Origin of the sequence: Candidatus Cardinium hertigii, assembly GCF_050864915.1 — a bacterium.
GTDB lineage: Bacteria > Bacteroidota > Bacteroidia > Cytophagales > Amoebophilaceae > Cardinium > Cardinium hertigii_D.
This window is the reverse complement of record NZ_JBOZWY010000001.1, coordinates 131,761-155,254: the sequence shown is the minus strand read 5'-3', so window position 1 is coordinate 155,254 and position 23,494 is coordinate 131,761. Positions and strand designations below refer to the sequence as shown.

The 23,494-nt window shown below is 36.6% G+C and carries 17 protein-coding genes and 1 pseudogene; 11 read left to right on the top strand and 7 right to left on the bottom strand.

All coding sequences use genetic code 11. The features are described 5' to 3' along the window. The first annotated feature begins 1 nt into the window (after nucleotide 1). Nucleotides 2-565: a hypothetical protein gene (locus ACRRVD_RS00595; RefSeq protein WP_432461255.1), complete on the top strand. Its 564-nt coding sequence runs from the start codon at nucleotides 2-4 to the stop codon at nucleotides 563-565. Between the two features lie 258 nt (nucleotides 566-823). On the opposite strand, the pseudogene ACRRVD_RS00590 reads toward ACRRVD_RS00595, so the two are convergent. From ACRRVD_RS00590 to ACRRVD_RS00580, 3 genes and pseudogenes are all read right to left on the bottom strand, one after another. Beyond that, a pseudogene (locus ACRRVD_RS00590) lies at nucleotides 824-895 on the bottom strand (IS6 family transposase); the annotation flags it as partial. A gap of 16 nt (nucleotides 896-911) precedes the next feature. Beyond that, a complete protein-coding gene (locus ACRRVD_RS00585; RefSeq protein WP_432461253.1) occupies nucleotides 912-1,859 on the bottom strand; it encodes an acetyl-CoA carboxylase carboxyltransferase subunit alpha in 948 nt (315 codons plus the stop codon). A 329-nt stretch (nucleotides 1,860-2,188) separates the two neighbouring features. Further along, nucleotides 2,189-2,944 carry a DUF4292 domain-containing protein gene (locus ACRRVD_RS00580; RefSeq protein ID WP_432461251.1) on the bottom strand — a complete coding sequence of 252 codons (756 nt, stop codon included), beginning with the start codon at nucleotides 2,942-2,944 and terminating at the stop codon, nucleotides 2,189-2,191. A gap of 486 nt (nucleotides 2,945-3,430) precedes the next feature. Between ACRRVD_RS00580 and ACRRVD_RS00575 the strand changes: the two genes are divergently transcribed. The 5 genes from ACRRVD_RS00575 to infB all read left to right on the top strand — a co-directional run bounded on the left by ACRRVD_RS00575 (nucleotide 3,431) and on the right by infB (nucleotide 11,383). Then, the gene (locus ACRRVD_RS00575; RefSeq protein ID WP_432461249.1) at nucleotides 3,431-4,189 is read left to right on the top strand and encodes a hypothetical protein; all 759 of its coding nucleotides are present in this window, start codon (nucleotides 3,431-3,433) and stop codon (nucleotides 4,187-4,189) included. 69 nt (nucleotides 4,190-4,258) lie between these two features. Continuing rightward, complete coding sequence (locus tag ACRRVD_RS00570) at nucleotides 4,259-5,764, top strand: Npt1/Npt2 family nucleotide transporter (protein WP_432461247.1); 1,506 nt, start codon at nucleotides 4,259-4,261, stop codon at nucleotides 5,762-5,764. Next, entirely contained in the window at nucleotides 5,765-6,982 is a 1,218-nt protein-coding gene (locus ACRRVD_RS00565) for an FtsW/RodA/SpoVE family cell cycle protein (protein WP_432461246.1), read from the top strand. 349 nt (nucleotides 6,983-7,331) lie between these two features. Then, complete coding sequence (gene nusA, locus ACRRVD_RS00560) at nucleotides 7,332-8,573, top strand: transcription termination factor NusA (RefSeq protein WP_432461245.1); 1,242 nt, start codon at nucleotides 7,332-7,334, stop codon at nucleotides 8,571-8,573. Nucleotides 8,574-8,608: 35 nt separating this feature from the next. Next, on the top strand, nucleotides 8,609-11,383 hold the full coding sequence (gene infB, locus ACRRVD_RS00555; protein ID WP_432461244.1) for a translation initiation factor IF-2: 2,775 nt from the start codon (nucleotides 8,609-8,611) through the stop codon (nucleotides 11,381-11,383). Between the two features lie 4 nt (nucleotides 11,384-11,387). Here the strand turns inward: infB and ACRRVD_RS00550 are convergent, their stop codons facing one another. Both ACRRVD_RS00550 and ruvB read right to left on the bottom strand, forming a co-directional pair. Further along, nucleotides 11,388-12,134 carry a YebC/PmpR family DNA-binding transcriptional regulator gene (locus ACRRVD_RS00550; protein ID WP_432461243.1) on the bottom strand — a complete coding sequence of 249 codons (747 nt, stop codon included), beginning with the start codon at nucleotides 12,132-12,134 and terminating at the stop codon, nucleotides 11,388-11,390. Nucleotides 12,135-12,282: 148 nt separating this feature from the next. Then, nucleotides 12,283-13,305 (bottom strand): Holliday junction branch migration DNA helicase RuvB, encoded by a 1,023-nt coding sequence (gene ruvB, locus ACRRVD_RS00545; protein ID WP_432461242.1) that lies wholly within the window; start codon nucleotides 13,303-13,305, stop codon nucleotides 12,283-12,285. Nucleotides 13,306-13,351: 46 nt separating this feature from the next. Here ruvB and ACRRVD_RS00540 point away from each other — a divergent pair, with 46 nt between their 5' ends. From ACRRVD_RS00540 to ACRRVD_RS00530, 3 genes are all read left to right on the top strand, one after another. Then, entirely contained in the window at nucleotides 13,352-14,143 is a 792-nt protein-coding gene (locus ACRRVD_RS00540) for a CPBP family intramembrane glutamic endopeptidase (RefSeq protein ID WP_432461241.1), read from the top strand. A gap of 11 nt (nucleotides 14,144-14,154) precedes the next feature. Beyond that, on the top strand, nucleotides 14,155-15,498 hold the full coding sequence (gene murD / locus ACRRVD_RS00535) for a UDP-N-acetylmuramoyl-L-alanine--D-glutamate ligase (protein WP_432461240.1): 1,344 nt from the start codon (nucleotides 14,155-14,157) through the stop codon (nucleotides 15,496-15,498). A gap of 421 nt (nucleotides 15,499-15,919) precedes the next feature. After that, nucleotides 15,920-17,683 (top strand): ABC transporter ATP-binding protein, encoded by a 1,764-nt coding sequence (locus ACRRVD_RS00530; protein WP_432461239.1) that lies wholly within the window; start codon nucleotides 15,920-15,922, stop codon nucleotides 17,681-17,683. Between the two features lie 115 nt (nucleotides 17,684-17,798). Here the strand turns inward: ACRRVD_RS00530 and ACRRVD_RS00525 are convergent, their stop codons facing one another. Both ACRRVD_RS00525 and cysS read right to left on the bottom strand, forming a co-directional pair. Next, nucleotides 17,799-19,400, bottom strand: coding sequence for an ABC-F family ATP-binding cassette domain-containing protein (locus tag ACRRVD_RS00525; RefSeq protein ID WP_432461238.1), 1,602 nt, complete (start codon nucleotides 19,398-19,400; stop codon nucleotides 17,799-17,801). A gap of 300 nt (nucleotides 19,401-19,700) precedes the next feature. Beyond that, nucleotides 19,701-21,188 (bottom strand): cysteine--tRNA ligase, encoded by a 1,488-nt coding sequence (gene cysS, locus ACRRVD_RS00520; protein WP_432461358.1) that lies wholly within the window; start codon nucleotides 21,186-21,188, stop codon nucleotides 19,701-19,703. 138 nt (nucleotides 21,189-21,326) lie between these two features. Between cysS and ACRRVD_RS00515 the strand changes: the two genes are divergently transcribed. Both ACRRVD_RS00515 and lptC read left to right on the top strand, forming a co-directional pair. Further along, nucleotides 21,327-22,847 carry a Do family serine endopeptidase gene (locus ACRRVD_RS00515; protein WP_432461237.1) on the top strand — a complete coding sequence of 507 codons (1,521 nt, stop codon included), beginning with the start codon at nucleotides 21,327-21,329 and terminating at the stop codon, nucleotides 22,845-22,847. Beyond that, nucleotides 22,831-23,484 carry an LPS export ABC transporter periplasmic protein LptC gene (gene lptC, locus ACRRVD_RS00510; protein WP_432461236.1) on the top strand — a complete coding sequence of 218 codons (654 nt, stop codon included), beginning with the start codon at nucleotides 22,831-22,833 and terminating at the stop codon, nucleotides 23,482-23,484. The genes ACRRVD_RS00515 and lptC overlap by 17 nt, the downstream gene beginning before the upstream one ends. The last annotated feature ends 10 nt before the right edge of the window (nucleotides 23,485-23,494 follow it).

The following is a 23,494-nucleotide window of genomic DNA, read 5'->3' as shown; positions in this document are numbered from 1 at the left end:
TATGCACTTCTTACCTTATCTACTGAGCATAGTTGCTTGTATAACAATAAATTTTAAATGGAGTCATACTATTAGCTCTTGCCACAAAGGGGAGGTGGCTGTACAAACTTTGTGCGATATAGAATCAGATACTACCAATGAACAAGATATGCCTGCTGATTCTTTAGATGAAATACTCAAAAAGGAGACCCATTCTGGGGGTGCCGTTCAAAACATATTAGGTGGGTTGGCACTGTGTTACAATTTTTTAACCAATCTTCTTTTATATCCAATTTTTTCTTTTTTACTGTTGCTATTATCAGTAGGAGCTATTGTACTGGGTGGACTTTGGATAAAGAAAATAAAAAATGAAAAATCAATTTCCACAAGATGGATCCTATGTAGTTGTTTGTATTTACTTTTGTATCTAGATCTATTTTTAGTAGTCTACGAGAAAAAGAAAATTCTTCTTTTAATGATAGAATTAGAAAAAGATCTTTTTTTAATAATCGCTGCTGCATGTATAGGTTATGTAGTAGGTAAGTTCTTTTCTAGTAAGTTTTTCGAAGAAAAAGAATTGCCCTAGTTGAAAAAAGATTTTATTGCATTTGTTCTAAAAAAATATTATTATTACTCCCTATTTCAATTTAAAAATTAGTAACGATGCGCACTATTTTTCCAAGTATTGCTTTTGCTAAGATTTAAGTCTTTTTAAATGAGCTTGTTTATTTGATCAAAGAAAGTATGCTTGCATTTACGACGATTAAAGGCCTGAGCACATTGACTATCATGAACTTGACCACCTGTAAGTATAAATTCAATACGATTTACTAATTTATCTGATACGCTCACTTAGAAAAAAGTAAACTGTATCTCCATAACGATTCACTGCTCTATATAAATAGATCCACTTCCCCTACCAAAAAAATTGCTCAGCCTATTCTTCCCATTGCACAAAACTTATCCGTTCGCGCTTGAACTAATTTTTCAATAGACCTGCTGGATAGTTTTTCTAAATGATCTAGAATACTTTCTTTAATAAGTCGTGCTGCAGTTGGTAAATCTCTATGGGCACCTCCTATTGGTTCCTTGATCAGTCCATCTATCAAACAAAAATTAGACATATCGTTGGCAGTTAGTTGTAACATTTCTGCAGCTTGTTCTTTATAATCCCAACTTTTCCAAAGAATAGAGGAACAAGATTCAGGTGTAATCACAGAATACCACGCATGTTCTAACATAAGTACATAGTCACCTATTGCAATTCCTAAGGCACCACCTGATGCACCTTCTCCAATGACAATTGATATAATAGGCACACGTAATCCAAACATAGCTTGAATATTACTAGCAATCGCTTCTGCTTGCCCACGTTCTTCTGCTTCCACACCTGGGTAGGCACCTGGTGTATCTATAAAGGTAATAATAGGTTTATTAAATTTTTCCGCTAAACGCATCAAACGAAGTGCTTTGCGGTATCCTTCTGGATTGGCCATGCCAAAATTGCGGAATTGTCGCTCCTTGGTAGTTCTTCCCTTTTGGTGGCCAATTAACATCATAGTTTGCCCATTTATCGTACCAAAACCACCAACGATTGACTTATCATCACCTACAAAACGATCTCCATGTAGTTCAAAAAATTTTTCTGTAATCTGCTGGATGTAATCAAGTGTATAAGGTCTATCTGGATGGCGGGCCAACTGAACCCGTTGCCATCTGGTTAGAGTTTGAAAAGTTTTCGTTTGTAACGCCTTGATATCATTGGCTAATTTAGCAATTGAGGCCATAAGCGCCGGTGCATTTTGCGCTTTAGCTGCTTCTTGCATCTTGACAAGCTTTTCTTCAAGTTTAACAATTGGTTTTTCGAAATCTAATAGCATAAAATGGATTTTTTTTAATTTTATGTGGGGCTGTTATTTGGTATTGAAGAATAAAAGAAATTTTTGATATAAATGACATTTTGATCAAATAGGATCAGCATGTTTAGGCTATATTTTTTCTAGTCTATAAACAAATCTAATGCTTTTTTAACATAACGTATATGTATGAATAAAGTAGATAGAGAACGATATATATTTTTACATTTAAAATCAGCATGTAAAAATATATTCAAATTACTTTTAAAACTGTTTTATTTTGTTAGATTAGTTGATACAGGAATAGGTAACTTAGAAAATATTTACCCACTTAAAAAGGGAGACATGAACATTTACCAGCTCTGTGGGCATACTACTATTTTACGATAATTACCACGTATCTTTAAACGAATATTCGGCTTTTTAAGCCCTTTAAAATGGAGTTTATGTAAAATTATCCTGCCTTTATTAGGCTGTTTCCTATCTCTTAATGAAAAATCTATTTTAATCCCATATAAAAAAGTTTTATTCTTGATTACTTTATGTTGATATAAAGCTCTAAACCAATATCCCTGTTGTCTATCAACTAATTCAATGCCTATAACCTTACTGGTAAATGCATCATAAATGTAGGCTAAAGGAGCAGGTAATACATTTGGTATAGATATTTTATGATCAACAGATCTAGCAAGTGTGCCTAAAAGCAATGACTGAATAAATGAATAATTACAATAGAAATGATATGACTGGTTGATACACTTATAATCCCATTGGTAGACTAGATGACGCAAGTGATCGACAACGGTCACACCTTTTTTATCGATAAGGCCACGCATGACCTCTATCCCGAAAGGACCCTTTACGATAAAATGAATTTGTTGATCATAGGCTACAGAGCAAACTATACGTCCACCAAAAGAATGGTGTGGTTTGATAAAATTGAAAACAGCCTGTATAGAAAAGTAAGGAGGAAAAGTAGTAAATGAATTAGCTAAATCAAGCGATTGCCCACTGAACTGTTCCATACCACATCCAGCAAACAAATAGAATATAGCTAAGAAAATATGCACAAAAGCAAACTGCATACACTTTTTAGGGCTTTGTCGCATCTATGTTTAATTTTTGTTGGGCTCTGTCCATTTAATTGTGTAAATTATTTTTTTGTGTTTTAGATTCTATTTTCGAATTTAATTAAAAAATGTGCCATAGCCTCACTCCAATTATGAATAGGTGTAGTCCACTTTCTGCTCATGTAGTTAATAGTTAGATATAAGGTTTTAAAAACAGCTAAATGATTAGGAAAAACCTTTTTATTTTTGGTAACTCTCCGAAATTGTCTATTTACGGCCATTTTAGCTATGAACCTGGTCAGCCTCCATTGAAAAAATCCTTTGAAAAGTTTATATTTAGAATCTGTTGCTAACCCCGTTGCAAAATGCACATGGCATTTCCCCTGAACAAATGATAATTCGCATACAACGCAGCAACTAAATACAAGATTAGGTTGTATACCTAAAAAATATATCTATTTGTATCACATTTAGTGACACACTAGATGTATAGATCAACCCAAATTATCTATATCATTTATGGCTATGCAGCATAATACACTTTTATATCGCTTTTTTTTTGATCCACTTGCACATGGTATAGTCTGCATGATGGTAGCTTATCTAGTAGCACCTGCTCAATTTATAAAAGTAGTCCACCAAGAAACGGGCGAATCCTATGCCTCGATTATTAATAGATGTATACATAGTAGAAACATCAAATTGTTTTTTTCAGGTGCCCATACTTATGCATTTCGACAGGTTATAGCTGCTTTATCCTTTGGACTTTCGCAATGGCTCTTCCTTTGCTCTATTAACTATTATCCAATAACCTATTTTACCTTATTGGTTAGCTGGGAATGCTTCTTAGCGGGAATAGTTGAAACAATTGTCACCGTATACAGCGAAATAAAAGAAATTGCCGCCAATAAAGGTCCTTTTATAAAGCGAAAAGAAAGGATTATGGATATTTTTACCCCTGTTCTTTTAAGAAATATACTAAGTGCCTCTCCATGCATATTAGCCTATGCGTTTACAAAAGATATAAACGGAATAGGAATCAATATACTGGTTAATACTTTATTGGGTATAGCTGTATCTGCCTTAACAATGCCTTTTGATCTAATCGCTACACAAAATTGTGGTGCCGAGGTGCGTATGACTTGGATAGGCCGCTTAAAACATAACATTACAGTAGAAAAGAAATTTTTTACCATCTTTAATGGATTAACCATGCGCATTTTGCAAATCGTCCCCTATTGTATTGCCCACGGTCTTGTAATGCTTTTCTTGGGAAAATTCTAAAGATTACAGTCCAGCTGTGATACCACCATTTTTGATCTGTGCAATACATTTTATAATATAAAAATAAATATGAAACAAGTAATCGCGCTATTAAAAAAATCGTATTCTACGCACTGGCCTATTAAGAGCAGTACGCTAAAAAAAATTTTTTCTATGGCTATCTTAATGTTTCTTATTCTACTGAATCAAAATTTAATTCGTGGCATAAAAGATAGTCTTGTCGTTACTTTAATAGGAGCAGAGGTATTGAGTTTTATCAAACTATTTATTGAAATGCCCTCAGGGATTGTATTTGTAGTGATCTATACACTCTTATGCAATAAGACGACTACAGAAAAGATCTTCAGAGGCATTATACTTTTTTTCCTCTTTTTTTTCATCCTATTTGGTTTTTTTTTATTCCCTTATCAAGCGCTACTACAGCCTGATCCTTGTATGGTAGATGGTTGTATTACGCTCCATCCCCATTTTAAATGGTTTTTCATGATGTGGGGGAAATGGACATTGGTGCTTTTCTATGTAATGGGTGAACTTTGGCCTATGATTGTTTTTACCTTATTATATTGGCAGCTGGCTAATACTATAACTAAAACAGAAGAAGCAAGCCACTTTTACTTTTTTTGGAACTTAGTTGGACAAGCTAATCTACTTATTTCCAGCAGTATTATGGTTTACTTTTCTCGTAGCGATCATTTTTTATTGCCCTTTCTAGGGGTACGTAAAACAGAAATAGAACTAAAAATAGCTGCTCTTACAGTGGTTATTATGTTCTTGTGTCTCTTTATCCTATTTGTACACAAGTATATTGAAAAGCATATCATCTATGGTAAAGCCGTTCACATAAATACCAAACTACAATTGGGTCTGTATGAAAGTTTTAAATTAGTTTCCAAGTCTAAATACCTTGGCCTAATCTGTGTATTGATGATTTCTTACTCCACAGTTGTTCATTTAATAGAAGGACTCTGGTACTATGAAACCAGCCTTTTTTATAAAAAAGACCCTGCAAACTTTATTAATTATCAAGGAAAAGTATTATTCTGGACAGGCATTTGTACCCTTACTTGTTCTTGCTTCGGCAATACAATCATTCGGGAACTAAGTTGGCTAGGTGCAGCACTGGTTACACCCATTACAACACTGGTAGTGGGCAGCTCTTTTTTTCTTTTTATAGTAGCGACGAATTTGAATTTTTTACCAGAGACTATAATGGGTATATCTACCTTAACAATTATTATAGCTATAGGTGGTCTACAAAACGTATTGGCTAAAGGGACTAAATACGCTTTCTTTGATGCAACCAAAGAAATGGTATACATTCCTTTAGACCGTGAGATGGGTACAAAAGGCAAAGCAGCAGTGGACATACTAGGTGGCAAAATAGGAAAATCTGTAGGTGCGATTGTACAAGTCATTTGTTATACTATTTTTGCTACGGCACAGCCCAATCAACTGGCGCCATTTTCAATGCTATTATTTATCTTAATTTGCATCACTTGGATTGCAGCAGTAACTATGCTATCAAAAAAATACCATAGACTAATAAAAAAGTCCGGTTACCCTACTTTTAACTAAGTGCATATAAGTAAGGGGATATTAGGATATAGTGCATTGCCTATGAAGCAGTTGATTAAAGAAAAACTAAAAGGAGATCCCATTATATGGGGCATTGCCTTTATATTTTCCCATCTCAGTATTCTAGTCGTTTATAGCGCTTCTAGTTCTTTAGCCTATAGACAAATGGATCACAATACTGAATACTATTTAATAAGGCAGGCGCTGCTTATAGGTGGCGGATTAGCTGCTATGTGGTTAAGCCACCGGATTGATTACCGCTACTATGCCGCTATCGCTAAAGTTTCCCTTTGGATGTCCATTCCACTCTTGCTTGTAACCTGGCAATATGGACTGAAATTAAATGAAGCTTCGCGTTGGTTGAATATTCCTTTTATTAATAAATCTTTTCAACCATCTGACCTGGCACAACTTTCCCTTATTATACGGATCGCCCATATGCTAGCCAAGCAACAAAAAAATATTACCTGCTTTAGATCTGCCTGTTTGCCTATGTTAATCTGGTCTGGCCTCATTAGTGGGTTAATTGCTTTAACCAATTTTTCTTGTGCCATTCTATTATTTGCCACTTGCTTGACCCTTATGTTCATTGGTAGAATCCCTATCAAGTATTTACTCATTATTGTACTTACTGGTATATTAGTTGGAGGCGGCGCATTAATCTGGGGTCAACGTGGGAGAACAGCCCTTAAACGAATAGAGGGATTTATGAAAGGTAATCTCTCCTTTCAAGCCGAACAATCTTATATTGCTATTGCAACAGGTGGACTTTTGGGTAAAGGGCCCGGTAATAGCACCCAACGCAACTTCTTACCCCACCCCTATTCAGACTTTATTTATGCCATCTTAATTGAAGAGTATGGCCTTATAGGCGGTATATTTGTCATAGTGCTCTATTTACTTTTACTATATAGATCGATTGCTTTGTTGCCTACAGCTTCTAGTTATTATGGGGGGATTTTAGCTATAGGTATAACTCTTTTAATTGTATTTCAATCTTTATTGAATATGTCAATTGCAGTAGGTCTCGGCCCTGTTACAGGCCTTCCTTTACCATTTGTGAGTATGGGTGGCACTTCCGTTTTATTTACGGGTATTGCATTAGGCATTCTATTAAGCATCGGTCAAGGCGTAATCGATACAGAACTGATACATTTACAAAAAGAATTGGCCGGCATTCGCTATAATAGATATAAAAAAAATGGCCGAGATCGATAGCTTATTCAAAGTTTATTTTACTATTTCTAAGAGAAGCTAAAATAGTTTAGAGATATTTTTTGTATATTGTCTGGCGTTTAATATTACTGCTGTAGACTGGCATTATGTTAAAAAAGTATAATTTTGTTGTGTAGGGTGCTGCATGGCATCTATTTAGGATTAGATTTTTAGTTGCAATAATATAAATTTATTATTTTTAATCCCTACCGTACATTATAATAACGTTTAATAAAAAGTAAAACGCGTAACCTAGTTTTAGCCCTGGTAAAGCCATTTATCTTGCAGACGTGCGGTTTATGCTGCTTTTTGTGCATATTTTACCTTGATACATGCTTATGTTTAGTGACACATGGATAATAATAAATTAGTAGAGTCATTTGCAGAATTTGCCAAATCTAAAAATATTGATCGCCCCACCGTCATACGTATTTTAGAAGATGTATTGCGTGCAGTTATGCTTAGCAAATTTGGGAATAGTGATAATTTTGATATAATTATCAACCTTGATAAAGGAGATCTCCAGATATGGCGTTTTCGTGAAGTAGTAGCAGATAATGCAACAGATGGGTGCGCCCCTGATAAAATACCCCTTTCAGAGGCTAGAAAAATAGAGGCTGATTTTGAACTAGGAGAAGAACTATCTGAAGAAATGAAAATTTCCGATTTTAGCAGAAGGGTGATTCTGACTGCTAAGCAAATGCTGGTACAAAAGGTTCGAGAACTGGAAAAAGAATCCCTTTATAATAAATATGAACAACTGGTGGGTTCTTTGATTACAGCTGAAGTAAATCAAATTTTGAGTAATGAAATCATTTTATTAGATGACGAAAGCAATGAGCTTTTTTTACCAAAATCACAACAAATACCTAAGGATCAGTTTAAAAAAGGAGAATATATTCGTGCGGTTGTCTCCAAGGTAACAATTAATAATGCAATACCTCGTGTTATACTTTCTAGGACATTACCTATTTTTTTAGAAAAGTTATTTGAAAATGAGATTCCTGAAATCCAGGATGGTCTTATTGCCATAAAAAAAATTGTACGGGATCCCGGTGCGCGTGCAAAAGTAGCGGTTGAAACTTTTGACGACAGAATCGATCCGGTTGGCGCTTGTGTAGGTATCAAAGGATCTCGTATACACGGCATTGTCAAGGAAGTTCAGTATGAAAACATTGATATTATTAATTATACTGATAACTTAGAATTGTATATTACACGTGCCCTCAGCCCTGCATGTATTAATCGAATTGAGCAAAGCAACGATAGGATCTCTGTCTACTTGGATCCTAATCAAGTAGCACTAGCAATTGGTAAAGGAGGCCAAAATATTAAACTAGCCAGTCGGTTAATTGGCAAAGAACTAGATGTGTATAGGGATCTGTCCAACCATTTAGAACAGCATGATATTCCACTTTCTGAGTTTAATGACACCATTGAACCTTGGATTTTGGAAGAACTGCATAAAGTTGGTTTAGACTCCGCTAGAAGTGTTTTAACCTTGTCCAGAGCAACTCTTGAGCAACGTATAGATTTAGAACAAGAAACAATAGACGAAATCTATGCTATATTAGATCAAGCGCTCAATCGTTGACCTAAATACATCCGCTAGGTAGCGTAATACATCCTATGAATCAAGAAAAAAACATGCGACTCAGCCAAGTGGCTCGAAAATTAAATGTAGGAACAAAGACCCTTACTTCTTTTTTAGCTCAAAAAGGATTTGTGGTAGATAATAAGCCTAATGCTAAAATAACGATCGAACAATTTAACCTATTAGCTACTGAATTTGTCTCAGCTGGTATGGATAAAGAAGAAGCTGCACATGTAATCATTGGTAAAACCTACCTAAATATCGTTGCACCATCTGATAAGCATGATGGTGCAAAAAGTAAAGAACCAGCACGAGTCCTACAAAAAGAAGCTACACCAGTAAAAGTGAAAATAGGAGAACAACCCTCCCCTCTCCTACCTGCCCATTATGAAGCTTCTATTCCAGTTTTACCTGGTTTAAAAACAGTTGGCAAAATTGACTTGACTACTGAAAAAACGAAAGCTAAAGTCCCTTCTACGGTTCGTTCCACTCCGATTGAGACTGCAGAAATACCTCCTCCTTCAATAATAACGGAGGCCGATGCTAAGGCAGCTTATTTAGAAGAAAGCGTTGAACCAGTCCCTGTTAAGCCAGATAAAATATCTTTTTCAGAACCACTTAAAAGACCTACTATCGTAGGTAAAATGACCCTACCTGAACCTACTTTTAGAAGGCACCATCAGAACAGTGGTTCTCTACCCCAAAAATCCAACGCTGGCATCGGTACATCTAAAATAGGGCGTACAAAACTACAAAATAGGTTCAAAAAGGGTATAGATAGCGCTGTTACAGCTAGATCTATAAATGGTAAAAAAACAGGATTAGCTAATTTTAATATAAACTCGGATACCTTTCGTAAAGAAAAAGATTCTAAAACAAAATTAGGCCCAAAAGAACAAGAAGGGGTATCTTCCCAAGAAATAGAAAGTCAAATCAAAAGAACTTTAGCAAAATTAAACCAAGGTACCGGCGATGCCACACGCTCTAAATATAAAAAAGATAGGCGTAACGCTCATCTAAAAGCTGAAGAAAAACGTCAAAGTCAAGAAAAAACAGCAGAAAAAATCTTAAAAATTACGGAATTTATCTCAGCGAGCGAACTCGCCTCTTTTATGGACACTACGGTAAATGAAGTACTTTCTACTTGTATGTCCTTAGGTATGATTATATCGATCAACCAGCGTCTGGATGCAGAAGCCATCACTGTAGTTGCCGATGAGTTTGGCTATAGTGTAGAATTTGTTGCCATACAAGAGGAAGAAGTCTATCAAGATATAGAAGAGACCAGTGGTCCACTTGTAGAACGTCCACCTATTGTAACGATTATGGGACACGTAGACCATGGGAAAACTTCATTATTAGATTATATTCGTACTACAAAAGTAGCTGCAAAAGAAGCTGGCGGTATTACCCAGCACATTGGAGCCTATGCTATTATTACCGATCAAAACAAAAAGATTGTTTTTTTAGATACACCTGGCCATGAAGCTTTCACAGCTATGCGTACCAGGGGTGCACAGGTAACCGATATTATTGTAATTGTGATCGCTGCAGATGATAGCATTATGAACCAGACTAAAGAGTCGATCAGTCACGCGCAAGTAGCAGGTTGTCCTATTATTATTGCCATCAATAAAATGGATAAACCGCAAGCCAACCCAGAGAAGGTTAAAAAAGATTTGGCTAATCTTAACATTCTAGTGGAGGATTGGGGTGGAAAATACCAATGCCAAGAGCTATCAGCTAAAACAGGGCAAGGTGTCAACGAACTGTTAGAAAAAATTCTTCTCGAAGCTTCTCTGTTAAACTTACAAGCGATACCCTCTAGAAAAGCCAAAGGGACAATTATTGAGTCTTTCTTAGATCCTGGCAGGGGATATATATCTACTGGTATTGTGCAAGATGGCACCTTACGGCTAGGCGATATTATGCTAGCGGGTGTCTACTATGGAAAGGTAAAAGCGATGTTAAACCACCAAAACATAGCGCAAAAAATAGCGCCTCCCGCTACAGCTGTGCAAGTATTGGGATTAAATGGTCCGCCCAGAGCAGGAGATAGCTTTCGTGTGATGGGTAGTATAAAAGAAGTAGGGGAATTGGCACAAAAAAAGCAACAAATGTTGCGTGAGCAGGCATTGCGAACAAAATCTCAACTTACCCTAGATGAAATTGGACGTCGTTTAGCCGTAGGCAACTTCAAGGAGCTTAATATTATCATTAAAGGGGATATGGATGGTTCTATTGAAGCATTGGCGGATGCATTGCTTAGCCTATCCCATGAAGAAGTAGGGATAAATATTTTACACAAGTGTGTAGGAGCCGTTTCAGAGTCTGATATACTCCTTGCTGCTGCTTCTGAAGCTATTATCATTGCTTTTCACATTAAACCATCTGCACAAGCTAAAAAATTCGCTGAAAGGGAAGGGGTAGAGATTAAATACTATTCAATTATTTATAGTGTTATAGATGACGTACGCAATGCGATACAGGGACTTTTAGCACCTACTATCGAAGAAGTACCTACAGGTCGAGCAGAGGTTAAAAAGATCTTTACTTTTTCAAAAATTGGTAATATTGCAGGATGTCAAGTTCAAACAGGTTTTATCAAACAATCTAACCCCATACGTGTCATTCGGAAAGAGCAAATTGTATTTACAGGTCCCATTCAGACTATAAAGCATGGACTAGAAGAGATCAAACAGGTAAAATCTGTCTCTGAATGCGGTATACATATTAAAAATTTTGACGAAATTGAAGTAGGAGATATTATAGAGGGTTTTGAGCGAAAAGAAATTAAACGACAGCTTTAGTCTTTTAATCCCATAAAGCTTCCTGATCTGGTTGCATAGCAATATTATGGTAAACTTTTTGTACATCATCGTCATCTTTTAACGCATCTATAAGCTTTATAAGCTTGGGCAATGTAGCATCACTTACTTGAACAAAAGTATGAGAGATATACTCTAAGCCAGCAAAAGTTGGTGCAATATACTCTGCTTCTAAGTGTCTTTGTATCTTTCCAAAATTTTCTACTGCACAAATTACATGGGCAAATGCACCATTGTTTTCTAGTGCTTCTGCTCCTGCTTCTATTAACCCTAAGGTAAAATTATCATAATCTTTAATATCAACAGAAGGAATGGTAAAGAAGCCTTTGTAATCAAACAAGAAAGTAATGGCACCATTTTTTTCTAAACTGCCTCCATATTTCGCAAAAATAGCCCGCACATTGGCTACTGTTCTAATCACTTTATCGGTCATACAGATCACCATGATGGCAACTCCATGTGGCCCATATCCCTCATAGGTTACTTCATGATAAGTAGCTACATCATGGCTACTTGCCTTACTAATCGCACGTAATATGGCATCTTTCGGCATATTAGCCCCTTTGGCATTTTGAATGGCCAAACGCAATCGTGGGTTAAATTCTGGTTCAGCGCCGCCCGTTCTGGCGGCTACGGTTAGCTCTTTAACCAGCTTTGTAAATATTTTACTTTTTCTTGCATCATTTATAGTCTTCTTACGTTTTATATTAGACCACTTACTATGTCCTGCCATTTTACTACTTGATTATAAATAAAATATGGAGAAAATATTGACCCTATAGATTATTGTACATAACCGCCGTTATCCAACCAAATCACCCTATACAAATATAGGTAGATCTTGCTACACAATAATGTGCTAAACAAAGGCAAAACGGGCGCTATTTGTCGAAAACATCAGCGGTATAAGGCAATCCCAAATGCTTATAGGCGGCTTCTGTTGCGACTCTTCCACGTGGCGTGCGTTTGATATATCCTTCTTGAATAAGAAATGGTTCATATACCTCTTCTATGGTTTCTGCTTCCTCTAGACAAGCAGTTGCAATAGTGGTAAGCCCTACGGGACCACCTTTGAATTTTTGAATAATATTGGTAAGAATCCGTTTGTCCATTTCATCAAGTCCATTCTCATCTACGTTCAAAGCAGTTAAACTTAATGCAACGATAGCTTGGGTAATGTGTCCATCCCCCTTAATCTGCGCAAAATCTCTGGTACGTTTCAGCAGATTATTGGCTATACGTGGGGTGCCTCTACTGCGCCTGGCAATTTCATAAGCAGCTTCTTGATCAATAGGGCTACCCCATATACTACTGGCCCGCTGAACAATTTTAGTCAGCAATGTGGTATGGTAGTAATCCAATCGCGCATTAATACCAAAACGGGACCGTAGCGGTGCGGTTAGCAAACCTGAACGGGTCGTCGCCCCAATTAATGTAAAAGGATTAAGTGACAATTGTACACTACGTGCATTAGGACCTGCATCCAACATAATGTCTATTTTAAAATCCTCCATGGCAGTGTATAAGTACTCTTCTACTATGGGATTCAGACGATGAATTTCATCTATAAAAAGTACATTAGAAGGCTCTAAACTGGTCAAAATGCCAGCTAAATCACCTGGTTTATCCAATACAGGTCCAGAGGTAACTTTTATATTGGTATTCAGCTCATAGGAAATAATATAGGCCAATGTTGTCTTACCTAAACCAGGAGGACCATGTAACAACACATGGTCTAAAGCTTCTTTTCTCTGCTTAGCAGCTGCTACAAATATTTGTAGATTTTGGACTAATTTTTCTTGCCCAAAAAAATCATTAAATTGAAGGGGCCGCAAGGCTTTATCAAGCTGCTCTTCTGGTTTTTTGAGCACGCTACAGGGGCCATTGATAAGATCATGATCCATTTTTTTAACTTTAACTCAATGAAAATATACGTAAAAAATAGCAACCATGTGGTTAAAAATTAGATTACTCAAACGATTAACCCTATTTTGTATAGGACTTTATCTGCCTATTAAGTTTTTTATCCTATGGATCGAGTCAACGCATAAACCTTTATGCCACCATTACACACTTGAGCAGTTTATATTGCGCATCATCATTTGTTGCCTTGCTTTTATTTATTATTTATATCTACAACAAAACAAGGGCATAAAAGATGATATAGTACCCTATCGCTACAAATTAATGATTGGTACGGTATTATTGCAACTGACCATGACATTTGGCTTACTGTTGCTAAGCAGTATTCAAGAAGCATTATGGTATCCTAATGTACAGTCTATACGACATTTTAGTAGTAGGATCTATTTTTTATACCATGGGATTATAGAAATAAGCTGCCTGGCTGCTATTTTAGAAGAACTACTGTTTCGAGGTATTTTAGAAAAACTACTCTACAAAATCATTTCTACCAGATTATGGATCACGCTAACTAGTGCGTTAGCCTTTAGTCTGATGCACGGTAATATGCGGAATAACCTATTGTATTTTGTGATGGGATGCTTTCTGAGCCATCTATACTACCACACCAAACACATTATTTATCCTATGATCGCCCATGGACTACACAATTTATGCGCAATATCTATCATGTATCTCAAATTAGATGAGCCACTAGATTTAGCCATAAATAGTCTAACCATTATAACGCGTATCATACTAGCGATTGGCGCTCTCTTAGCAGTGTATCAATATGTAACCTATAGACTGACTCAGCCAAAAACAAAAAATACTATTTAAATCATACAAGTATGCGATTGGTTATACTAGGTGGAGGAGAAAGTGGTACAGGAGCAGCACTACTGGCCAAACAAAAAGGCATAGAGGTATTCGTTTCGGATATAGGTATAATTAAGGATGATTATAAACATTTACTGAAAACTTATGCCATTCCATTTGAAGAAGGCCACCATACGATAGAAAAAATAAAAGGGGCTGATCAAGTCATTAAAAGTCCTGGTATACCCCATGAAACTGCAATCATTCAGCAGCTTCATGCATACCGTATACCCATCATAGATGAAATAACCTTTGCAGCACCCTATGCAAAAGGTAGGATCATAGCTATAACGGGTTCAAATGGGAAAAGTACTACAGCACACCTGATCTACCATTTGCTCCATGCGGCAGGATACGATGTAGCTTTGGCTGGGAATATGGGGTATAGTTTTGCAAGGTGTCTTGCAAAAGATAGTTATGACTACTATGTATTAGAGCTTTCCAGCTTTCAACTCGAAAGTCTTAAAAATTTTAAACCAAATATTGCCTGCCTATTAAATATTACACCTGACCACTTGAATAGATACAATTATTCTGTAGAAGCCTATGCAAAAGCTAAATTGAATATATTGCGCAATATGACTCCATTAGACCACTTTATTTATAACAAATCGGATCCAATCACTGCTGCATATCTTCAAGCACAAAATATTTTACCCGAACTGCACCCTATTCATCCATCCTCTATTTGGAATAGCGATGGGCTATGCAATTGTAATGTGGATGGCACCTCTTTTTGTATTAACAGGGAACAAATCGCTTTACCAGGTAGACACAATGAATACAATGCTATGGTTGCCATTACAGCAGCGGCATTAGCAGGGGTAGCACCTGCAACCATTTATGCTGCTTTACCTAAGTTTCATGGGCTATCCCATCGATTAGAATGGTGTGGTGCCCCACAAGGCATAGACTGTTATAATGATTCAAAATCGACTAATATAGGCTCTACAACGGCTGCATTGCTTAGTTTTAACCAACCTATTATCTGGATAGCAGGAGGAGTAGATAAAGGAAACAACTATAGCCTACTATTGCCTATTCTACAAGAGCGGGTAAAAGCAATCATTTGTTTGGGAAAAGACAACCACCTCATTATAAAAGCCTTTGGTCCGCTAAGATTGCCCATACAAGAAACCGATAACCTATATAACGCCATACATATGGCACTATCGATTGCATCACCTGGAGAAGTAATCCTTTTATCCCCAGCATGTGCTAGCTTTGACTTATTTAAAAATTTTGAAGATAGAGGCAACCAGTTTAAGAAAAAAATAAACAAATTAATTCAAAAGTATCCACCACCCAAAATTTAACAAAAGAGAGAACTATAGAAAATTAGCTACAGATGAAACAAAACCATAATTATTAGGATAATAGCAAACATGGCCACTAATTTTTAAATGCAAATAGCAGGATAACATTTATTTAAAATAAAGGCGACAGAATCAGCAGAACTTCCCCAATCATCTATATTGTTTACATAATTCTTTTTAGCGATATTTATTTGGTCTATTCAGATTAATAAAAAGTGTTAACGGCTGTTGTAATCCATAACTTATACAAAGTCTATACCAAATGCTATTCTTATCAAATATTATTCTAAAATAATGGGTTGAACCCATGCTATGGGCCAACTGATATAGGAAGACTAGGTCCTATATCTTTAACACACAACGTTCCTATTCTAAAACATTTTGATTACCCATTAACTAGATAACTACAATGCCTAAAGAAATGAATGCCTTACCGAGAAAGCTCTTTCCTTTTATTATTTTTTTTGTAAAACGGCAATCGGTTCATTTCAGCTTTATGTTCTTTACCATGATATTTTGGCCACTGAATGAATCATTGTGCCCTTACTTTGTTAAAGTATTGATTAATAAGCTTCTATTACTTAGTCCAGGTATAGATGCACCCTTTAACTTACTAGCTTTTCCCCTAATGGGATTGTTTACCTCTTGGTTGCTCATGGAAATTGCCAACAGGTTCTATGGTATGGTATCTATGTATGTTTGGCCGAGATTTCGAAAGGATATTCGAGAAAGCATCCTTACCTATACACAAGGCCACGCTCATGGCTATTTTTCTGAACATTTTACAGGTGGACTAGCCAATAAAATTGCAGAGTTGCCTCGTGCATGTGCGCACATTTTAGATATTTTCATATGTAACTTTTTCTCTACCATACTTACTTTTTGTATTTCCTTGGGACTGGTTCTGCAGATACATGCTCTTTTTGGACTAATTTTATTGGTTTTTGTAGCCATTTTTGTGGCATTAACCATTTTAAACATGCAAGATATAAATCATACAGCCAAAACGCATGCAGAAGCTATCTCTGAACTAGATGGCCAAATAGTAGATAGCCTGGGTGCTATGTTGGCCGTACGTTTATTTTCACGCACATCTTACGAACTAAAGTATTTGAATAAATATCAAACAGATGAAATAAAAAAATCTGAACAGGCCTCTTGGGCCATTGAAAAAGCTAATTTTTATAAAGGATGGCTTACTTTTATTTTTGTGGTAATTACATTTTCTACATTGATTTATGCATGGAACAACTACTGGATTACCATAGGGGATTGTTCACTAGTTACAATGACTTTCTTTAATCTAATGGGATTAATTTGGCATAGTACTTTTCATATCACACAAATTGCCAAAGAAATCGGTATTTCTAATGCTGCACTTTCCATTTTAAGTGCGCCACACGAGATCAAAAATCACCCCAATGCACGTCCCCTACTTATTAACCAAGCGGCTATTTGTTTGGATCGGGTTACCTTTTCTTATAAAGAAAAGACGAATATATTTAACGAAATATCTGTTCAAATTAAAGGTGGAGAAAAGGTCGGTTTGGTGGGTCTATCTGGCTCTGGAAAAACTACTTTCGTTCATCTAATATTGCGTTTGTATAACCTAAATAGTGGGAAAATATTAATAGATAATCAGGATATTTCAAAAGTATCGCAAGATTCTCTACACGCACAAATCGCCATGATTCCTCAAGATCCGATTCTTTTTCACCGGACGATTTTTGAAAACATCCAATATGGTCGTTTAGATGCCACAGAAACAGAGGTACTGGAAGCAGCAAAATTAGCATATTGTATTGATTTTATAAAAAATATGAAAGAAGGATTTCAAACGATGGTTGGAGAACGTGGTGTAAAGCTTTCTGGAGGGCAACGCCAACGTATTGCCATTGCGCGTGCTATTTTAAAAAATGCACCCATACTCATTATGGATGAAGCTACTTCTGCACTAGATTCTATTACGGAAAAGTGGATCCAAGAAAATTTAAAAAAAGTAATTCAGCGTGCAACTGCCTTGGTTGTTGCACATCGTTTGTCTACTATAAATGATATGGATCGGATTTTAGTTTTTGATAGGGGCATCATTGTTGAAGAGGGAACTATACCAGCATTATTAGCTAAAAATGGATATTTTGCAAAACTTTGGGAGCGACAAGCAAATGGATTTATATCAGAATAGGTATTTTTTATACCTTTTTAGGCTAGTATAAAAAAGATTTTTATAGCAGAGGCTTTTTTTACCTAAACAGAGGACTTATTAGATAGATGTATAAAAAACTACATTTGATTTCCCTTTAGGTTAGATCCACTACTTCTTGAAATGCTTCATAACTTCCGGGAAATACCTTTACTTTTTTGTTTTCAATATACCAAATTTTATTGGCTAACTGTTGGATAAAGTTACGGTCATGTGATACAAACAAACAAGTACCTTCATATTGCTGTAGGGCTTGTCCGAGTGTATCAATAGATTGCATATCTAAATGGTTGGTTGGCTCGTCCAGTACTAGAAAGTTTGCTTGAGAAAGCAGTACCGTTGCTAGGGCAACCCGTGCTTTTTCGCCACCAGAAAGCACTGCTATTTTTTTATATACATCATCTTTAGTAAAAAGAAACATACCCGCTATGGCACGCAACTCTTGTTCAGTGCGTTCATTGCTATTATGCGCATGCAAAGCTTCTATAATGGTATGTTCTATATTCAAGGCTTCTAACTGATGCTGCGCATAAAAAGCCATCTCTACATTATTACCAAAACTTCTTTGTTGTTGCTCGGCTAGCGCATGTCCAGCTATAATACGCAGCAACGTAGTTTTACCCCGTCCATTTGCACCAATTAAAGCGATTTTATCTCCTCTGTCAATTTGTATGGTCGCATCTTTTAGAATATTTACCGCACCATAAGACTTATTTATTTTTTCTATTACAGCAATAATTTTACTTGGATTTTGCTTGATCGTAAATTGGAACTTTATCGTTTTACGATGCATAGTGGGTGCTTCTACCTTATCTACCTTATCCAATGCTTTAATCCTAGACTGGACCAGTTTTGCTTTACTAGCCTTTGCTCTAAAACGGTCTATAAATTCTTGCGCGTGTTTCAGCTGTTTTTGTTGATTGGCATAGGCGTTTTCTAGTAAAGTACTCCTTTCTGCTTTTTGTATGGCGTAGTCACTGTAGTTCCCTACATAAATAGTAAATTTTTTATCAGAAATCTCTACAATTTTAGTAGTTGTACCATCTAAAAAGCTTCTATCATGCGAAACTACTATAAAAGCACTATCGTAATTCTTTAAATAGGTTTCTACCCACTTAATCGAAACCAAATCTAGATGGTTGGTTGGTTCATCTAATATCAACAAAGAGGGTTCTTGTAAAAGCAATTTGGCAAACATAACCCGCATGCGCCATCCACCTGAAAACTCAGAAAGCGAACGGTCTAAATCCTTGGTCGTAAAACCCATACCCTCTAACATCGCATCTGTTCTTGACTGTATATCATATCCTCCTATTCTTTCAAAGGTTTCTTGAAGATTCGATAGTTGCATCAGCAAATCGTCGGAATAGTTTACCTCCATCTGTTGACACAAAGACTCAATTTTTTTTTGCGTAGTCAATGCTGCACTAAAAGCTTGCATGGCTACATTCCGAATGGTATCCTGAGATTGATAAGAAAGTAAGTCCTGATTCAGAAAACCAATGGAACATTCTTTTCTTTTAGTGACTTTGCCACTATCTGGTGTAAGCGTACCGGTAATAATCTTTAACAGAGTAGACTTTCCAGCCCCATTAGGACCTACTAGGCCAATTTTATCCTTGGGTTTAATATGTAACGAAGCTAAATCATATAAAGTTCGCTTGCCCAAATGATAGGTAAGATCATTGATTACAATCATGTAATTTTATTTGCTTTTTTAGCCTATTTTAGCGGGAAAATATCGCTTCCAAACAGCAACTATACCGGTAGAAAGGCGATTAAACGGTTTGTTCTATCTTATAGCATGCAAATATAAGATAATTTTCGATATATCGTATGCCCACTTGTGCACTGAATGGATAAACGTGAATTCTGGATTAGGGATTAGAAAAAGGATTAAAAAAGCTCCTTTGTGCTTTAAATTTGCGGAGGTAGTGGACTGATTTTTAAGACAAATTTTTAGGAATTTTATTGTCCTATTTTTTCAGTCCACTATAATCTACTGGTATGCCCAGTGTATGCCATTCGGGTGGTCTTGTATGGCAATCCCCATTTTATGCAGCGAATGGCGTATAAAATCAATTTGATGGTAGCGCTTTTCTGCCTTGGCCTTTTGGTAAATGGTTTGTATGATTTCCATCATTTCATCGGTAGTGGCTTCACGTTCTTCTTTTAACCCTAAGAGGTCTATCATAAAGGTAGAATAGGTACTACGCAATTGGTTGAATGCCGCTGTTGAAACAGATGCATCACGTAGTGTTCCATTGTGCCATCCATTTATCTTTTTTAATAAATTAAATAAACTTGCTAAAATTTTTGCCGTATTGAAGTCATCGTTCATAGCCCTATAGCAAGCTGCACAATCTTCATAGATCGCTCTATCTAATGCACCACTTTCGGTAGACAAGGCAATTGTTTCGTGATGGAGCTGAGCAAGCAAATACCAACCATTCATTAATCTTCGATATCCCTGATGAGCAGCTTTTAGACCCTCTACGGTAACAGAAAGTGTGCTTCTATAATGGGCCTGTAGTATAAAAAAGCGTAATGTCATAGGGCTATAGGGTTGATCTATAGCCCTATGGTTGCCCGTAAAAAATTCATCTAATGTAATAAAATTACCCAATGATTTACCCATTTTGACCCCGTCAATCGTAACCAAATTATTATGGAGCCAATAGGTAGCCAAATTCGTTTTTAAGGCAGCTTGTGCTTGAACTATTTCACACTCATGGTGTGGAAAAAGCAAATCCATTCCCCCCCCGTGTATGTCAAATTGTTTACCTAAATATTTTGCCGACATGGCAGAGCATTCTATATGCCATCCAGGGAAACCCTCTCCCCATGGAGAAGACCAACGCATAATATGCATAGGTGTTGCTTTTTTCCATAAAGCAAAGTCTACTGGGTTTTTTTTGTCTATTTGATTCGCCAATGCACGTGTTCCTGAGCGAGCCGCTTCTATAATCCTTCCTGAAAGTTTGCCATAATGCTCCATTTGGTTGTATTTGGCTAGGTCAAAATAAACCGATCCATCTACGATATAGGCAAACCCATTTTCGATAATCTTTTCAATCATGGCAATTTGCTCTGGAATATGTCCACTTGCACACGGCTCAATGCTGGGAGGTAATACGTTAAGCTGTTGCATATTGCTACGATAATTATTGGTGTAGCGTTGCGCTACCTCCATTGGACTTACCGCCTCTAGATCCGCTTGCTGTTGTATTTTGTCCTTTCCTTCATCTAAATCCCTTTCTAAATGGCCTACATCTGTAATATTGCGCACATATCGCACTTTATAGTTCAAATGTTGCAGATAACGAAAAACTATATCAAAAGTAATAGCTGCACGTGCATGACCTAGATGTGGGTTCCCATAGACAGTGGGACCACATAAATAGATGCCCACAAAAGGTGGCTTAAGGGGCTGAAACACTTCTTTTTGCCTAGTTAGGCTGTTGTAGATCCGTAATATTTGATGCATCTTTGTATAGGTCAAAAATATTTTAGATTTTTGCTGGCGTAGGTTTGGTAGCCTTTTTGGTAGGCCAGTTCGATTGGTATGCCATCCCTTTCTAGGGCACAAGAAAATAATATGTAAAAATACAAAAATAAAATTGCTATGTACGAACAGCTTAATAAGCATGCCGCAGTTAAAAAATTATTTGGTACTGCTATTATCGTTATAATGGGGGTATGGTTGGTTGCGTCTTATGCAGGGAAAAAAAGCTTAGCGCCCGTTACGCGTCTCCAGCAAGTTAATATTGTAGAGCCTACTCAGCCACTGCAAGATAGGCTATTCCTACCAGAAGGTAAATCTGCACTACCCGCTCTACCTGATTTTACCTATGCCGCTAAGCTAGCCACACCAGCTGTGGTGTACATCAAAGCCTCTCAGGATCCTAAAATCCTAAAACGAGAAGCTATTACACCATTAGAGCAATTTTTTAAACAATTTTTTGGAGAAGGATTATTGATTCCTAAGGAATATGAACAGCGGCCCCAAATTTCTAATGGTTCTGGGGTTATTTATACCAGTAATGGATACATTATTACGAATAATCATGTGATTGACGGGGCCGATCAAATCGAAGTAACCTTACATGATAATAGATGTTATAAAGCAAAATTAGTTGGTGCAGACCCTGCTACAGATTTAGCACTTTTAAAAATTGAAGCATCTAATCTGTCTACTTTGGTACTAGGTAATTCCGATAAGCTACAGGTGGGAGAGTGGGTTTTAGCAGTCGGTAATCCATTTAATTTACATTCTACTGTTACCAAAGGGATCGTAAGTGCCAAATCTAGATATTTAGATGATAGTGGCAAATTAGGTATTCAATCTTTTATTCAAACCGATGCAGCCCTCAATCCAGGTAATAGTGGTGGTGCATTGGTCAATTTATACGGGGAATTAGTAGGCATTAATACAGCTATTTATGCAACTAGATCAGCTTCCTTTGTAGGATATGGCTTTGCTATACCTTCTTCTTTGGTAAAAAAAGTAGCTGATGATTTCATTCAGTATGGTGCCGTACAACGTGTACTATTGGGTGTAACTATTCGGGATATGAATGCTGAACTGGCCACGAAATTGGGCTTACAAGCAACCACTGGTGTCTATATTGATGGAGTTCAAGAGCATAGTCCTTGTACAAGGTTATTGCAAAAAGAAGACGTGATTATACAAATCAATAACCGCCCAATTTATAAAAGTGCAGATTTACAAGAAATCATAGGTTGTGCCAAACCAGGTGATCAGCTCACTGTTATCTTATATCGTAAGGGTAAAGAAAAGCGCGTCAATTTATTGTTAGAAAAAGCACCTGATGCCATACAAATAATACTAAAAAACAATACATTAAAAGCGGAAGGTGCTATTTTTCAGAATATAGATGAAAAAACAAAAGCAAAATGTAAGCTTACAGGTGGCGTCCTGGTCCAAGAGGTTACCAAGGGTAAATTTAAAACTGCTGGCCTTAAAAAAGGTTATATTGTACTTGCTTTTGATAAACAACCGGTTAAAAGTATAGTGGATTTCGCTGAAATCATTCGAACTACAACGGCAGAAGCAGTACTTATACAGGTGATGGAACCTACTACAGGGGAGATCAATTATTTAGCAGTTGAATGGGCCAAATAGGCTACTGCTCATCGCGCATAATAAAGTTTGTCATATTTTAGAGGTTATGGTTGAGTACAATGATCAAAAAAGATTTTTTGCTTATCGATCTAATTATCTGATCGCGCGATTATGCCTTATCCTAATCGGCTTATGCGCGCCAGCCTATGCTGAAAATGATGTACTAAATGAGGTCCCTTTACTGGAAACTATTCAATTTGAGTTATTGGGTACAGATTGTAATGGTAGGTTACAGGTGACCATTAAAGCACATGAGATGTGCCAATCCCAAAATGGAAATGTAACCTTAACAGATGATATAAAAATCGCTATATTAAGCAATAAAGTAGATCAAGAAAAAGCTCCTATTTATATTCAAGCCAATAAGCTTCTTTACAATAAAGAACAAAGCCTCTGTATCATAACAGGAAACATTCTCATTAGTGTTCCAGAAAAACAATTGACCATCCGAACAGAACAGTTGTCATACGATATGAAGCAAGAAATAATATTTACAGATTTACCTATTGTAATAGCACACAAATCCCATGAGTTAAAAGGGATTGGGTTACGTGCTACAAGGGATTTAACTCAGTATACGATTACAATGCCTAATGGCACAGCAGAGATCGATCAAGCACCTGTCCTAAAAGATTAATTCATTATAC

Excerpts from the sequence above, each read along its gene's own strand:
- ACRRVD_RS00525 (WP_432461238.1), bottom strand. The coding sequence starts at position 19,400 with ATGATTGTAATCAATGATCTTACCTATCATTTGGGCAAGCGAACTTTA.
- ACRRVD_RS00595 (WP_432461255.1), top strand. The coding sequence starts at position 2 with ATGCACTTCTTACCTTATCTACTGAGCATAGTTGCTTGTATAACAATA.
- infB (WP_432461244.1), top strand. The coding sequence starts at position 8,609 with ATGAATCAAGAAAAAAACATGCGACTCAGCCAAGTGGCTCGAAAATTA.
- ACRRVD_RS00575 (WP_432461249.1), top strand. The coding sequence starts at position 3,431 with ATGCAGCATAATACACTTTTATATCGCTTTTTTTTTGATCCACTTGCA.
- nusA (WP_432461245.1), top strand. The coding sequence starts at position 7,332 with ATGGATAATAATAAATTAGTAGAGTCATTTGCAGAATTTGCCAAATCT.
- ACRRVD_RS00570 (WP_432461247.1), top strand. The coding sequence starts at position 4,259 with ATGAAACAAGTAATCGCGCTATTAAAAAAATCGTATTCTACGCACTGG.
- ruvB (WP_432461242.1), bottom strand. The coding sequence starts at position 13,305 with ATGGATCATGATCTTATCAATGGCCCCTGTAGCGTGCTCAAAAAACCA.
- ACRRVD_RS00540 (WP_432461241.1), top strand. The coding sequence starts at position 13,352 with ATGTGGTTAAAAATTAGATTACTCAAACGATTAACCCTATTTTGTATA.
- murD (WP_432461240.1), top strand. The coding sequence starts at position 14,155 with ATGCGATTGGTTATACTAGGTGGAGGAGAAAGTGGTACAGGAGCAGCA.
- ACRRVD_RS00515 (WP_432461237.1), top strand. The coding sequence starts at position 21,327 with ATGTACGAACAGCTTAATAAGCATGCCGCAGTTAAAAAATTATTTGGT.
- ACRRVD_RS00585 (WP_432461253.1), bottom strand. The coding sequence starts at position 1,859 with ATGCTATTAGATTTCGAAAAACCAATTGTTAAACTTGAAGAAAAGCTT.
- cysS (WP_432461358.1), bottom strand. The coding sequence starts at position 21,188 with ATGCATCAAATATTACGGATCTACAACAGCCTAACTAGGCAAAAAGAA.
- ACRRVD_RS00550 (WP_432461243.1), bottom strand. The coding sequence starts at position 12,134 with ATGGCAGGACATAGTAAGTGGTCTAATATAAAACGTAAGAAGACTATA.
- ACRRVD_RS00580 (WP_432461251.1), bottom strand. The coding sequence starts at position 2,944 with ATGCGACAAAGCCCTAAAAAGTGTATGCAGTTTGCTTTTGTGCATATT.
- ACRRVD_RS00530 (WP_432461239.1), top strand. The coding sequence starts at position 15,920 with ATGAATGCCTTACCGAGAAAGCTCTTTCCTTTTATTATTTTTTTTGTA.